Source organism: Pseudomonas sp. 2995-3, assembly GCF_002742565.1.
Classification (GTDB): domain Bacteria; phylum Pseudomonadota; class Gammaproteobacteria; order Pseudomonadales; family Pseudomonadaceae; genus Aquipseudomonas; species Aquipseudomonas edaphica.
In genome coordinates, this window is sequence record NZ_LJSB01000140.1 from 13,294 (window position 1) to 27,376 (window position 14,083).

Sequence of the window (14,083 nt, forward strand, 5' to 3'; positions counted from 1 at the left end):
AAGCTGCAAGTTAGAGGCAAGCCAGCTCTTACTTGCCGCTTGAAGCTTGCCACTTGCCGCTTAATGCTAGTCGCTGCGTCTGCGCACCAGCTTCATCACCACCACAAAGAACACCGGCACAAACACCACCGCCAGCGTCGCGGTGATCATCCCGCCGATCACGCCTGTACCAATCGCCTGCTGGCTGGCCGAGCTGGCGCCGGTGGCAATCGCCAAGGGCACCACGCCAAGGATAAACGCCAGCGAGGTCATGATGATCGGCCGTAACCTGAGCCGCGCGGCTTTCAGGGTGGCGTCGATCAGATCCTCACCTTGGTCAACCAGGTCCTTGGCAAACTCGATAATCAGAATCGCGTTCTTTGCCGACAAACCGATGATGGTGATCAAACCGACCTTGAAGAACACGTCATTGGGCATGCCACGCAAGCCCACCGCCAATACGGCGCCGAGCACACCCAGCGGCACCACCAGCAACACCGAGGTGGGTATCGACCAGCTTTCATACAGCGCCGCCAGGCACAGGAACACGATCAGCAGCGACAGGCCCAACAACAACGGCGCCTGGGAGCCGGACAAACGTTCCTGCAACGACAACCCGGTCCATTCCTGGCCCAGGCCCGCCGGCAGTTGGCTGACCAGACGCTGGATTTCTTCCATGGCCTCACCGGTGCTGTGCCCCGGCGCCGCTTCGCCGCTGATGGCGATGGCCGGGTAGCCGTTGTAGCGCGTCAGCTGCGCCGGGCCTTGGGTCCAGCTGGCTTCAACAAAGGATGACAGGGGCACCATCTTGCCGGCGTTATTGCGCACGTTGATTTTCATCAAGTCCGCCACCTGGCTGCGTTGGTCGCCTTCGGCCTGCACCACCACCCGTTGCATGCGGCCCTGGTTGGGGAAGTCGTTGACATAGGCCGAGCCGATGGCCGAGGACAGCACATTACCCACATCGGCAAACGACACGCCCAAGGCATTGGCTTGCTTGCGGTCCACTTGCAACTGCACTTGCGGTGCTTCGGCCAAGGCACTTTCGCGCACGTTGGCCAGGATTGGGCTTTTTTCGGCGGCCGCCAGCAACTCGGTACGTGCTTGCATCAACGCGGCATGGCCGACACCGCCACGGTCCTGCAAGCGGAACTCGAAGCCGCTGGAAGTGCCCAGGCCGTCCACCGGTGGCGGCAGGATCGCGTAGGCAATCGCATCCTTAAGCTCGCTGAACGCTTCGTTGGCACGCTCGGCAATTGCCGAGGCCGAATCTTCGCTGCTGCGCTGCGACCAATCCTTGAGCGTGGTAAACGCCAGCGCCGCGTTCTGCCCGGAACCGGAGAAACTGAAGCCCATGATCATGGTGGTATCGCCCACTCCAGGCTCGCCGGCGTTGTGCGCTTCGATCTGCTCGGCCACCTGCACCGTGCGGTTCTTGCTCGCGCCCGGCGGTAGCTGGATATCGGTGATGGTGTAACCCTGGTCTTCCACCGGCAGGAATGAGGAGGGCAGGCGACTGAACATCCACCCCAGGCCCACCAGCAGCACCAGATAGATCAACAGGTAGCGGCCGCTGCGCTTGAGGGCATAGGCCACCCAGCCTTCATAGCGGTCGGTGAGGCGCTCAAAACGCGTGTTGAACCAGCCGAAGAAACCGCCCTTGGCGTGGTGCTCGCCCTTGGCAATCGGTTTGAGCAAGGTGGCGCACAGCGCCGGCGTCAATGTCAGGGCCAGGAACGCCGAGAACAGGATCGAGGTGGCCATCGACAGTGAGAACTGTTGGTAGATCACACCCACCGAACCCGGCATGAACGCCATCGGCAGGAACCCCGCCACCAGCACCAACGTAATCCCGACGATGGCGCCGGTGATCTGGCCCATGGCTTTTTTCGTTGCGTCCTTGGGCGACAGGCCTTCGGTGGCCATGATGCGCTCGACGTTTTCGACCACCACAATCGCATCGTCCACCAGGATGCCGATCGCCAGCACCATGCCGAACATGGTCAGCACGTTGATCGAAAAACCCAGCAACAGCATGGTGGCGAAGGTGCCCATCAGTGCAATCGGCACCACCAGTGTGGGGATCAAGGTGTAGCGCACGTTCTGCAGGAACAGGAACATCACCGCAAACACCAGTGCCATCGCCTCCAGCAAGGTGTAGACCACCTTGGTTATCGAGACTTTGACGAACGGCGACGTGTCGTAAGGGATCTTGTACTCCACGTTGGCCGGGAAATAGCGCGACAGCTCGTCCATCTTTGCCCGCACCAGGGTTGCGGTGTTCAGCGCGTTGGCGCCGGGCGACAGTTGCACACTGACGGCAGTCGACGGCTTGCCATTCAGGCGCGTGGAAAACTGGTATTCCTGGCTGCCGACTTCCACCCGCGCCACATCGCCGATGCGCACGGTGGAACCGTCGGGGTTGGCCTTGAGCACGATGTCGGCAAATTCCGCCGGGGTCGACAGTTGGCCCTTGACCAGGATTGCGGCGGTGATTTCCTGGGTCTTGGTGCCCGGCAAATCGCCAATGCTGCCCGCCGAGACCTGAGCGTTTTGCGCGCTGATCGCGGCGTTCACGTCAGCCGGCGTCAGGTTGAAGCCGATCAGCTTCTGCGGGTCGATCCAGATGCGCATGGCCCGTTCGGCTCCATACAGCTGGGCCTTGCCCACGCCGTCCAGGCGCTTGAGTTCGTTCATCACGTTGCGCGCCAGGTAATCGCTGAGCGCTACGTCGTCGAGCTTGCCGTCGTTGGAGGTCAGGGTCACCAGCAGCAGGAAGCCGGCGGAGACTTTCTCCACTTGCAAACCTTGCTGGGTCACGGCTTGCGGCAAGCGCGGTTCTACCGCTTTAAGACGGTTTTGCACGTCCACCTGGGCCATTTCCGGGTTGGTGCCCGGCTGGAAGGTCGCGGTGATAGTGGCCGAACCGAGGCTGCTTTGGGATTCGAAGTACAGCAGGTGATCGGCGCCGTTAAGCTCCTGCTCGATCAGGCTGACCACGCTTTCATCCAGGGTCTGGGCCGAGGCGCCGGGGTACACCGCGTAGATCTCCACTTTCGGCGGCGCAACGTTGGGGTACTGGGCCACCGGCAACTGCGGGATGGCGAGCGCGCCGGCCAGCAGGATAAACAGGGCCACCACCCAGGCGAAAATCGGGCGGTCAATAAAGAACTGCGGCATGGCGGGTTATTCCTTGACTGGCTGGCCGGAGGCGGGGCTGTCGTCCACCTCGACTTTTTCACCGGGGCGCGCGTGTTGCAGGCCTTCGACGACGATGCGGTCACCGGGCTTGAGGCCGCTGCTGACGATCCAGCGGTCTTCAATCACCGCGCCCAGTTCCACCGGCTGCTGGCTGACGGTCTGCTCGGCGTCCAACAGCAGCACCATCGGGATGCCGGCGCTGTCACGGGTGATGGCACGTTGCGGCACGCTGATACCTTGCTTGTCCACGGCCTGTTCGAGGCGCACACGCACAAAGCTGCCCGGCAACAGGTCGAGGTCCGGGTTGGGGAACTCGCTGCGCAGGATGATCTGCCCGGTGCCCGGGTCGACGCTGATTTCCGCAAACAGCAGCTTGCCCGGCAACGGGTACAGGCTGCCGTCGTCCTGGATCAGCGTGGCCTTGGCCTGGTCCTGGCCGACCTGCTTCAAGCTGCCGGCGCGGAAGGCGCGGCGCAGGTCATTGAGTTCGCGGGTCGACTGGGTGAGGTCGGCGTGGATCGGGTCCAGTTGCTGGATAATCGCCAGCGGCGTGGCCTCGTTCTGGCCGACCAGCGCACCTTCGGTCACCAACGCACGGCCGATGCGCCCGGAAATCGGTGCGGTGACGGTGGCGTAGCCCAGGTTCAACCGGGCGCGCTCGACCGCGGCCTTGTTGGCGGCGACTTCGGCGTTGGTCTGGCGCACGGCGGCGCGGGCGTTGTCGTAGTCCTGGCCGCTGATGGCGTTGCCTTCGACCAACTGGCTGTAGCGCTGCTCCTGCAGGCGCGCCTGGAATGCGTTGGCTTCGGCCTTGCTCAGGTTGGCCTGGGCGCTGTCCAGGTCGGCCTTGAACGGCGCGGGGTCGATGCGAAACAGCACGTCACCCTGTTTTACGTCGTGGCCTTCCTTGAACACCCGCTGCATGACCACGCCGGCGACCCGTGCGCGCACTTCGGCAATGCGCGGCGCGGCGATACGCCCGCTCAATTCGCTGGTGATCGAGAGAGGTTTGGCCTGCAGGGTTTCGATGCGCACTTTGGCCAGTGGCGCCTCTGGCGCTTCATCGGCCGACTGGCCACAGCCACTCAGGGCCAGCGTCAGGGCCAGCAGGCAAAATGGCGCAAACAGATTCTTCGACATGCTCATATCCCAATATTGACTGGCGCATCCTAAAGACACCTGCGCCGTGGTGCTGTGAAGCTGTGTAGGCCGTGTGTGAAGAAGTGTAAGGTGCGGCCCATAGTCGCTTGAGGGCGTATATCCTTGCACAATCCTGCAAACAGCAAAGATCAAATGTGAAAACCGGGCCTGTGTGGGAGCCGGGCTTGCCCGCGATGCAGGCACCTCGGTCTTTCATAGAGAACGAGGCGATGCTATCGCAGGCAAGCCAGCTCCCACACAAGCCAGCTCCCACACAGGCCCGCTCCCACAAGGGTCTGCGTACCGCCGACAAACAGTATTATTTGGAAACACCATGCCCAACATCCTCCTGGTGGAAGACGACGCCGCACTCTCCGAGCTGATTGCCAGCTACCTGGAACGCAATGGCTACCACGTCAATGTGCTCAGCCGCGGCGACCATGTGCGTGAACGGGCGCGCCTGAACCCGCCGGACCTGGTGATCCTCGACCTGATGCTGCCCGGTCTCGACGGCTTGCAGGTGTGCCGCCTGCTGCGTGCCGACTCGGCGGGCCTGCCGATTCTGATGCTCACCGCCCGCGATGACAGCCACGATCAGGTGCTGGGCCTGGAGATGGGCGCCGACGATTATGTCACCAAGCCTTGCGAGCCACGTGTGCTGCTCGCCCGTGTACGCACCTTGCTGCGCCGCAGCAGTTTGTCCGAGCCACAGGTGGCCAACGACCAGATCGTCATGGGCAACCTGTGCATCGACCTGTCGGAACGCACCGTGACCTGGCGTGAACAGGCGGTGGAGCTGTCCAGCGGCGAGTACAACCTGCTGGTGGTGCTGGCCCGGCACGCCGGTGAAGTGCTCAGCCGCGACCAGATCCTGCAACGTTTGCGCGGTATCGAGTTCAACGGCACCGACCGTTCGGTGGACGTGGCCATCTCCAAGCTGCGCCGCAAGTTTGACGACCACGCCGGGGAGGCGCGCAAGATCAAGACCGTATGGGGCAAGGGCTACCTGTTCAGCCGTTCCGAGTGGGAATGCTGATCCATGTTTCGTGTACTGCTGCGCCTCTACCTGGTCACCATCATTACCTTCAGTGCCGCGATATTCCTGATTCCCAAGTTGGTGATCCAGCTGTTTGAACACCGCTACATGGACTACAACATCGAGCAGACCCGTGGCCTGCAAAAGCTTATCGTCAAGCAGTATCTGCGTGCGCCGGTGGAGCATTGGTCGCACGTGACCGAGCAACTGAACCGGGATTTCGCGCCGCTGCAAGTCAAGTTGCTGCTGCGCCAGGACGCCAGCTATACCCCCGAGGAGGAGCAACTGCTGGAGCACGGCAAGCCGGTGATCCGCCTGGGCGAGTGGGGCTGGATGGAAGACATCAGTTCGCCGATCAACCAGCAGTTTGCGGTGAAACTGAGCATCCCCCCGGACCCGCTGGACATGAACCTGCTGTACTGGTCGATGAACGTGCTGATTGGCGCGGCCTTGCTCGCCTGCCTGCTGTTCTGGCTGCGCCCGCACTGGCGTGACCTGGAGCGCCTGAAAAGCACCGCCGCGCAATTGGGCCGGGGCAACCTCAGTGAGCGCACACAGATTCCCGCCAGCTCCAACATCGGCAGCCTGGCGTCGGTGTTCGACACCATGGCCGACGACATCGAAGGCCTGCTCAACCAGCAGCGAGACTTGCTCAACGCGGTGTCCCATGAACTGCGCACGCCGCTGACGCGCCTGGACTTCGGCCTGGCCCTGGCGCTGTCCGAAGACTTGCCCCAGGCCAGCCGCGAGCGCCTGCAAAGCCTGGTGGCGCATATACGCGAGCTGGACGAGCTGGTGCTGGAATTGCTTTCCTACAGCCGCCTGCAAAACCCGGCGCAGTTGCCGGAGCGGGTGGACGTGGTGCTCGACGAGTTTATCGACAGCGTGCTGGGCAGCGTCGATGACGAACTGGAAAACCCCGAGATCGTCATCGACGTGGCGCTTGACTGCGCGGTGGAGCGTTTCAGCCTCGACCCGCGCCTCACGGCCCGGGCATTGCAGAACCTGTTGCGCAATGCCACGCGCTATTGCGACAAGCGCATTCAGGTTGGGGTCAAGGTGTGTGCCGATGGCTGTGAAATATGGGTGGACGATGACGGCATCGGCATTCCCGTGGAACAGCGCGAGCGTATCTTCGAACCCTTCTATCGCCTGGACCGCAGCCGCGACCGCGCCACTGGCGGCTTTGGCCTTGGCCTGGCGATCAGCCGGCGCGCCATGGAAGCCCAGGGCGGCACATTGACGGCCCTGGCGTCGCCCCTGGGCGGGGCACGGTTCAGGGTGTGGTTGCCCAGCGCAGGTTGATCAGAGCACTTTGACCGCGCGGCCGATGGCCTGGATCGGCCCGGTCGGCTTGCCGGTCGGTGAGCCGCGAGGGTCTTCCAGGGTCAGCTCGAACAGCTGGTTGGGCGTGAGCGGCGGCAGCTTGTCCAGCGGCACCGAGAGCGTTTGCCCAGGCTTGACCAGCCCCAATGACACCGGAGCCTGCCAGCCATCGCCCTTGGTCCAGAATTGCAGGGCTTTGTCGCTCGGAACCTCCATCATCCCCAACGGAATCAGTTGGATCTGCTGGTCATGGCTGGCCTGGATCACCCAGCCGGGTGCCTGGTTCTGTGGCGCAACCAACACCACCACAAACGTCGGGTCGGCTACGGGCGGGCGGGTCAACAGCAGGGCCGCCAACACCAGTGTGGTCACCAGGCCTGCGCCGGCCAACCCACGCCAGAGTGCCAGCAGGTTCCACCAAGGCACACCGGCGTCCTGGTTGTTTGCCGTGCTGCGCTCGATGCGCCGCCACAGTTGCGCGGACGGCGGCACGGGTTCGGCCAAGGCGGTCAGTGGCAGCAGGCGCTGCTCCCAGGCATCCACCGCCGCACGCAGCTCGATGTCATGCTTCAGGCGTTGCTCGACCTCGGCGCGTTGCTCGGCGGGCAGGGTGCCCAGCACGTATTCGCTGGCGAGTTCATCCAGTGGGTTGCTCATGCCATGCACTCGCGCAGCGCGACGAGGCTCCGTTTGATCCAGGCTTTGACAGTGCCCAGGGGCGTGTCCAGTTTCCGGGCGATTTCGCTGTGGGAATAACCGTCGACATAGGCGTGAAGGATGCACGAGCGACGGGTCGGGTCGAGTTGTTCCAGGCAGCGGTACACCTGACCTTCTCGGGCGCTGAATTCGAAGCTGTCATTGGGGGCGGCGAGCTGCTCGTGTTCGTCGCTCAATGCCACCTCCCGGGAGTGATTGCGCACGGCATTGAGCGCCAGGTGCCGGGTGATGCTGAACACCCAGCCCCGCGCTGAACCACGGCTTGGGTCGAAACTGCCGGCGCCGCGCCAGACCTTGATAAACGCGTCATGCACGACATCTTCGGCCAGGGCTTTGTCACGCACAATGCGCAACGCCACGCCGAGCAAGCGGCTGCTGTCCTCGGCATAGAGTTGGCGCAAGGCGCGTTGGTCGCCACGGGCACACGCCGCCAGGCAGGTTTCGTAATCAAACAAACACGGCATCCTTAAAGGGCTGAGTCCTGTGGCGAGCGCGCTCGCCACAGGCAGCGTAGCCGAGTTTACTCAGTTGGCTGCCCAGAAAATGTAGTCGGCCTGGTACTTCACCACGGCCTGCTGGCCTTTGTTCGCCACCGTGCATTCGCTGCTCGGCGCCACGCCGCCTTTAAGGGCGACACGCTGGATGTAACTGACGCCACTCATGGCACCTTTACCTTCGGCCGGGTTGGCCTTGACCAGTTGATAGGGCAGGTTGCCTGCACTCGAAGGCGCTACCGCCAGTTGGGTGCCGGTGATTTTCGAGCCATCCTGGGCTTGCCAGGTGGCGGGCGGGCCGAAGTAGTTGCCCACCGGCTTGCCGCTGCGATCATTCAACACGGCTTTGGGGCCGACAAAGAACCATTCGGTCTGGCCGACGGCGTTGGCTTTGTCGCGGCATTCGTAGGTGATTTCGCCGACCCCGGTGGTTTCCATCGCAATCTTGTGCCCGTCCGGCACCTTGATGCTGTCCGGCAAGCCGGTCTGGGCGAAAGCCGCAGGCGCGACGGTGAGTGCAGCCGCGAGGCAGAACAGTGTTTTAGCGTTCATGGGTAGTGCTCCATTTGAGTAAAACAGCGGGGTGACTGCAAGGACTACACGCGAGGCGCACGATTGGATGCACGGGTTAGAAAATAAACCTCAGAGGGCGCACACTGTGCGCCCGCCCCCGAGGAGAAACTCGCAATGACTGGTGTTCACACGTCTGCTCAACAAGGTTTCTCGACCCAGGCCGCCACCTACGCCCAAGGTCGACCGGACTACCCACGCCAACTCACCGGCTGGCTGACCGATACACTGGGTATCAACGCACAGTCGACCGTGATCGACCTGGGGGCCGGCACCGGCAAGTTCACCCGTTTGCTCAGCACCCTGGCGCCCAGCCTGATTGCCGTCGAGCCGGTCGAGGCCATGGGCGTGCAACTGAGCAAACTGTTGCCGGATGTACGCCTGCTCAGCGGCACCGCTGACGCTATCCCTTTGCCGGAGGCCAGCGCCGATGCGCTGGTGTGCGCGCAAGCCTTCCACTGGTTCGCAACCGAGGCCGCACTGGCAGAGATCCACCGCGTGCTCAGGCCTGACGGGCGCCTGGGGCTGGTGTGGAATGTGCGCGATGAGTCGGTGGACTGGGTTGCGGCCATCACCGAAATCATTACGCCCTATGAAGGCGACACGCCGCGTTTTCACACAGGGCATTGGCGCGAAGCCTTCACCGGTGGGTATTTTTCCGCGCCGCAAATGAGCTGTTTTGCCTATCAGCATGTGGGCAGCCCCCAAGAAGTGATCATGGATCGCTTTCTGTCTGTGAGCTTTATCGCGGCGCTACCGGCCGCGCAAAAGGCCACGGTGACCGAGCAATTACGCGGGCTGATCAACACTCACCCGGCGCTGCGCGGGCGTGACACTGTGGCGTTTCCGTATCAGACCCAGGCCTATGTCTGCCATCGTCTGACAGAAAAAGCATAAAGTCAGATCATATTGATATAAGTCGTTATAAGAAAAATCGCTATCCTGCGGCCAGAATTTTATAAGGCCGCGGGTAGTTGTAATGGATGTGGGCAATTTTGGTTTTGTAGTCGCTGGCCTGATCGTTGGTTTTATCGTCGGCATGACCGGTGTCGGCGGCGGGTCCCTGATGACGCCGATCCTGTTGTGGTTCGGCATCAACCCGGCCACCGCCGTGGGCACTGACTTGTTATACGCCGCCATCACCAAGTCCGGTGGGGTGCTGGTACACAGCAAAAACCGCAATATCGACTGGACCATCACTGGCTGGCTGACCTTGGGCAGCGTGCCGGCGGTGCTTTTGACGCTGTGGTTCCTGGCCAGCCTGCACACTGATCCCAGCGCGATGAATGCGGTGATCAAGCAGGCGCTGGGCTTTGTGCTGCTGCTGACGGCGCTGGCGATCCTGTTCAAGAAAAGCCTGTTGGCGTTCGCCCAGCGGCATGCGGGCGATGATTACCACATGAGCCCGCGCAACCTCAACGCACTCACAGTCGTCACCGGCGCGATCCTGGGCACCATGGTTGCGTTGACCTCTATCGGCGCGGGTGCCCTCGGGACTGTGGCGTTGTTTATCTTGTATCCGTTCCTGGCCACGCGGCGTCTGGTCGGCACCGAGATCGCCCACGCCGTGCCGCTGACCCTGGTGGCGGGCCTGGGGCATGCCAGCATGGGCAATATGGACTGGCACTTGCTGGGCTTTTTGCTGATGGGGTCGTTGCCGGGGATTTACCTGGGCAGCCACATGACCGGCAAAGTCCCGGACGGCGTGTTGCGACCGTGTCTGGCGATTATGTTGATGACCATCGGGTATAAGCTCGCGTTCTGAGTGGTACACAGGATCGTTCCCACGCTCTGCGTGGGAATGCCACCCCGGACGCTCTGCGTCCCGCTCTTGAAGCCGTGACGCGGAGCGTCACAGGATGCATGCCCACGCAGAGCGTGGGAACGATCAATTACGCTTTGCCAGGCCCATTCCCGATCTGCCACACAAACGGCGGCTCGGTTCCATTGATCACCCAATCCCCCACGATCCGCGCCTTGTAGATCACCGGGTTATGCGACGACACGGTCCGCGCATTGCGCCAATGGCGATCCAGCGCTTTACCCTGGCGCACATCCGACGCCCCCAGTGCATTGAACAGCTCACTGGTAGCCCGCTGAATCAACTCCGACACCACCACCTGCGCTGTCGCCGATTCAATCTCGGCAGCCACGTTTGCCTCACGCTCAGCCACCTCATCCCCGGCAAATCTTGCCAAGTAAGCCCGTTGCGCCGGCACCGCAGCTTTCAACGCACTGGCCTCGGCGGCATACACCAGCGCGGCCACTTCGCCCACCACTTGCTGAACCTGCGGGTCCTGGCTGACATGTTCGGCATTGCCATGGCTGTAGATGCGTTTGCGGCTGCGCACCTGCTGCGCCACGTCGTTGAGCGCCGCACGGCCAATACCGGCCAGGCTCGCCAGCAGCACCAACTGGTAAAACGCGGTCTGGTATTTGAAGCGGGTGGCGAAGTCGATCACGTTGTCGGCCTCAACCACCGCATCGGTAAACCGTGTAGTGCCGCTGCCCGTGGTGCGTTGGCCGAACCCGTCCCAGTCATCACGTTGCACCACGCCGGGCTGGTGCGTGCGGGTGGCGGCGATCACGTCGGCGCCGGTGTCGCTGCGCTGGGCGTACACGTCGATCCAGTCGGAGAAAATGCTCCCGGTGCTGTAGAACTTTTCGCCGTTGAGCTTCCAGTGATCGCCATCCGGGCTGACCTGAGTGACCACATCGCCGATGGCCACAGTGCCGATTTCGGTCCAGGCGCAACCGACGATATCGCCGTCGACAAACCGCTTGAACCACAGGTCGCGACCCGCGCTGGGTGGCGCGTTCAGGCGGTCTTCGGCAAAGGCGAAGTGCCCGCGCAGCGCCTGGGGCACATTGGAGTCGGCCGCCGCCAGTTCGATCAGCAGCTCAAACAATTGCGGCAGGGACGCGCCGCCACCGCCGTATTCCACCGGCACCCGCACCGCGCCGAACCCTGCGTGTTTGAGCCACTCAATCGGCTCATAGGGCAGGGCGCGCGCTTGTTCACGTGCCACGGCACCTTCGGCGATGCGCTGGAAGATCGGCCGAAAGCGCGCGGCAAGTGTGGGGTAATCGACGCCGATGGACAGCGGGTTGATGACATGTTGCTCGGTCATGGGATACGGCTCCTGGGCAGTGATCAATGGTGAGCTGATTGCACAGTCCGTGCCGGGCGGCGCAGCCCGTATTTACTGGGGATGGATCCAAACTGCTGTTGCCCCAGCAACAGTAAATCGACAAAACAAGGCCATCCGCGACATTCGCCGGCTTGGCAAAAACCACAGCGATATACGCCGCAACGCCCGTGGGGTGGCGCTTTGATGATGTCTGGCACGCTTGCTGCTCAAGCCTGGTTACATCCTTCTTTCGTGCGAGGTACTGCCAGATGAGTCAGCAAGCCGTGAAATTTGCCTATTGGGTGCCCAACGTCAGCGGTGGGCTGGTGGTCAGCAAGATCGAACAGCGCACGCACTGGGGCATCGACTACAACCGCAAGCTCGCGCAGTTGGCCGAGGCGGCCGGCTTCGAATATGGCCTGACGCAAATTCGCTTCACCGCCGGCTACGGTGCCGACAATCAGCATGAGTCTGTAGCGTTCAGCCATGCGTTGCTGGCGGCGACCACTAGGCTCAAGGTGATCGCCGCGATCCTGCCTGGCCCTTGGCAGCCGGCGCTGGCGGCCAAGCAGCTGGCGACCATCGACCAGCTCACCAATGGGCGCATCGCGGTGAATATCGTCAGCGGTTGGTTCAAGGGCGAATTCCAGGCCATTGGCGAACCCTGGCTGGAACATGACGAACGTTATCGCCGTTCCGAGGAGTTTATCCGTGCCCTCAAAGGCATCTGGAGCCAGGACGATTTCACTTTCAAGGGTGACTTCTACCGCTTCAACAATTACAGCCTCAAACCCAAGCCACTCGGCCAGCCGGAGGTGTTCCAGGGCGGCAGCTCACGGGCGGCGCGGGACATGGCGGCACGCGTGTCGGACTGGTACTTCACCAACGGCAACACGCCCGAAGGTATCAAGGCCCAGGTTGACGATCTCCGCATCAAGGCCGCGGCCAATCACCACTCGGTGAAAGTCGGTGTAAACGCGTTTGTGATCGCCCGCGACACCGAAGAAGAAGCCCGCGCCGTGCTCGCCGAAATCATCGACAAGGCCGACCCCGAAGCGGTGAATGCGTTTGGCGATGCGGCCAAACAGGCGGGCAAGGCCTCACCGGAAGGCGAGGGCAACTGGGCCAAGTCCAGCTTTGAGGACCTGGTGCAATACAACGACGGCTTCAAGACCAACCTGATTGGCACGCCGCAGCAGATCGCCGAGCGCATAGTCGCGCTCAAGGCTGTGGGCGTGGACCTGATACTGGCTGGCTTCCTGCATTTTCAGGAAGAGGTCGAATACTTCGGCCAGCGCGTCCTGCCGCTGGTGCGCGAGCTGGAAGCCAAGGCCGGCGTCAAGCAGGTGGCTTAAACAACACGACGGCCGCGCGCAATTTGTTATTGCCAAAACGGCACATGCGCTCGAACTCCCCATGGCTGACCGGCAGATGCTGGCAGTCCAGGGATTGGCGATGCTGGCTGTGGTCCACGTCGGGGTCGTGCAGGTAGACGAACTCTTCATCGCAGTCGGTGACCATCACCCAATGTGGCGACTTGGAACGGGTGAGGCGGTAGCTGCTGATCAGTACCAGCGGCTGCCCGCCGGCCTGCAATACCTGCGGTAAATCCAGGGCGCCGCCGAATACCTGTTCGACGTCGCTGCCGACCAATTCCTCTTCAAACGCCTCATGCACTAAGCGCATCACGTCCTTTTTGTGCTGGTCGCGCACGCCATCCAGAAACAACGGCCCGCGCACATTCACCTGCATACGCACCCGAAAACCCCGGCGCCAGGCCGCCAACGCCAAGCCTTGCGGGCTGCAGCCGCCATGGCCTGCGGTCATGAACACGGTGGTGGCTTCGCGCCAGATCTGCAGCTCTTCGCGCCGCCCGGCCACGCGACCTGGCAGCAACGCGCCCATGGCCATCAGCAGGCATGCGGCGCCACAGGTGAAGTCGGTGGTCTGTTGGTAATACGGCACGCTCTGGGGGCGTGCGACCTGGTGCTGGAGGATGCGTTTTTCCAGTCGAATAGCGGCGGTGTGATCTTCGTAATAGTCATTTATCAGCGCAAAGCGGCGATAGCCGTTGCGCTCGTACAGCGCCAGGGCGCCGGGGTTGTCGGTGCGTACTTCCAGGCGCAGATAGGCGCAATCATGTTCCAGGGCGCAGGCCTCGATGCGCGTCAGCAATTGCTTGCCCAAGCCCATGCCGCGCGCATGCTCGGCGATGGCGATGGAGTACAGGCGCGCCAATGAAGTGCCGCGATGGAACAGCACCAGTGCATAACCTTGCAACTGCGCATCATTTTCCGCCACCAGCAACTGGCCATGGGCACGGCTGATCATCCACTGGAAACTGCGCAACGAGAGCCGGTCGGTGGTGAAACAGTGCTGTTCCAGTGCGACCAGTTCAGGCACATCAGCAGGGGTTGCAACGCGAAAGGAAAGAGCCATATAACCGCCGTAAAAGTTGCGTAACGAAACGGGACTTCTCTAAAAGATCG

At 62.4% G+C, this 14,083-nt stretch carries 12 protein-coding genes; 5 read left to right on the forward strand and 7 right to left on the reverse strand.

Annotated elements, in window-relative coordinates; translation table 11 throughout:
• Positions 1 to 66: 66 nt before the first annotated feature.
• The gene (locus tag AOA62_RS07070) at positions 67 to 3,159 is read right to left on the reverse strand and encodes an efflux RND transporter permease subunit (RefSeq protein WP_099548237.1); all 3,093 of its coding nucleotides are present in this window, start codon (positions 3,157 to 3,159) and stop codon (positions 67 to 69) included.
• 6 nt (positions 3,160 to 3,165) lie between these two features.
• Positions 3,166 to 4,320, reverse strand: coding sequence for an efflux RND transporter periplasmic adaptor subunit (locus tag AOA62_RS07075; protein WP_026013522.1), 1,155 nt, complete (start codon positions 4,318 to 4,320; stop codon positions 3,166 to 3,168).
• 334 nt (positions 4,321 to 4,654) lie between these two features.
• On the opposite strand from AOA62_RS07075, the gene AOA62_RS07080 reads away from it, so the two are divergent.
• Entirely contained in the window at positions 4,655 to 5,356 is a 702-nt protein-coding gene (locus tag AOA62_RS07080; protein WP_017135033.1) for a response regulator transcription factor, read from the forward strand.
• 3 nt (positions 5,357 to 5,359) lie between these two features.
• The gene (locus AOA62_RS07085; RefSeq protein WP_099548239.1) at positions 5,360 to 6,661 is read left to right on the forward strand and encodes an ATP-binding protein; all 1,302 of its coding nucleotides are present in this window, start codon (positions 5,360 to 5,362) and stop codon (positions 6,659 to 6,661) included.
• Here the strand turns inward: AOA62_RS07085 and AOA62_RS07090 are convergent, their stop codons facing one another.
• From AOA62_RS07090 to AOA62_RS07100, 3 genes are read right to left on the reverse strand one after another with little or no spacing between them, the layout of a single operon-like run.
• A complete protein-coding gene (locus AOA62_RS07090) occupies positions 6,662 to 7,339 on the reverse strand; it encodes an anti-sigma factor (RefSeq protein WP_099548241.1) in 678 nt (225 codons plus the stop codon).
• Entirely contained in the window at positions 7,336 to 7,863 is a 528-nt protein-coding gene (locus AOA62_RS07095) for a sigma-70 family RNA polymerase sigma factor (protein WP_099548242.1), read from the reverse strand. The genes AOA62_RS07090 and AOA62_RS07095 overlap by 4 nt, the downstream gene beginning before the upstream one ends.
• A 60-nt stretch (positions 7,864 to 7,923) precedes the next feature.
• Positions 7,924 to 8,445 carry a DUF3455 domain-containing protein gene (locus AOA62_RS07100; RefSeq protein WP_099548244.1) on the reverse strand — a complete coding sequence of 174 codons (522 nt, stop codon included), beginning with the start codon at positions 8,443 to 8,445 and terminating at the stop codon, positions 7,924 to 7,926.
• A 135-nt stretch (positions 8,446 to 8,580) separates the two neighbouring features.
• Between AOA62_RS07100 and AOA62_RS07105 the strand changes: the two genes are divergently transcribed.
• Together AOA62_RS07105 and AOA62_RS07110 are read left to right on the forward strand one after the other, a co-directional pair.
• Entirely contained in the window at positions 8,581 to 9,360 is a 780-nt protein-coding gene (locus AOA62_RS07105; RefSeq protein ID WP_099548245.1) for a class I SAM-dependent methyltransferase, read from the forward strand.
• 82 nt (positions 9,361 to 9,442) lie between these two features.
• Positions 9,443 to 10,228, forward strand: a complete 786-nt coding sequence (locus AOA62_RS07110) for a sulfite exporter TauE/SafE family protein (RefSeq protein WP_017135039.1) — start codon at positions 9,443 to 9,445, stop codon at positions 10,226 to 10,228.
• Between the two features lie 127 nt (positions 10,229 to 10,355).
• Here AOA62_RS07110 and AOA62_RS07115 read toward each other — a convergent pair whose 3' ends face one another.
• Positions 10,356 to 11,594, reverse strand: coding sequence for an acyl-CoA dehydrogenase family protein (locus AOA62_RS07115; RefSeq protein WP_099548246.1), 1,239 nt, complete (start codon positions 11,592 to 11,594; stop codon positions 10,356 to 10,358).
• A 269-nt stretch (positions 11,595 to 11,863) separates the two neighbouring features.
• Here AOA62_RS07115 and sfnG point away from each other — a divergent pair, with 269 nt between their 5' ends.
• A complete protein-coding gene (gene sfnG, locus AOA62_RS07120) occupies positions 11,864 to 12,949 on the forward strand; it encodes a dimethylsulfone monooxygenase SfnG (protein ID WP_099548248.1) in 1,086 nt (361 codons plus the stop codon).
• On the opposite strand, the gene AOA62_RS07125 is transcribed toward sfnG, so the two are convergent.
• Positions 12,933 to 14,033 carry a GNAT family N-acetyltransferase/peptidase C39 family protein gene (locus AOA62_RS07125; protein WP_099548250.1) on the reverse strand — a complete coding sequence of 367 codons (1,101 nt, stop codon included), beginning with the start codon at positions 14,031 to 14,033 and terminating at the stop codon, positions 12,933 to 12,935. The genes sfnG and AOA62_RS07125 overlap by 17 nt on opposite strands.
• Positions 14,034 to 14,083 lie beyond the last annotated feature (50 nt).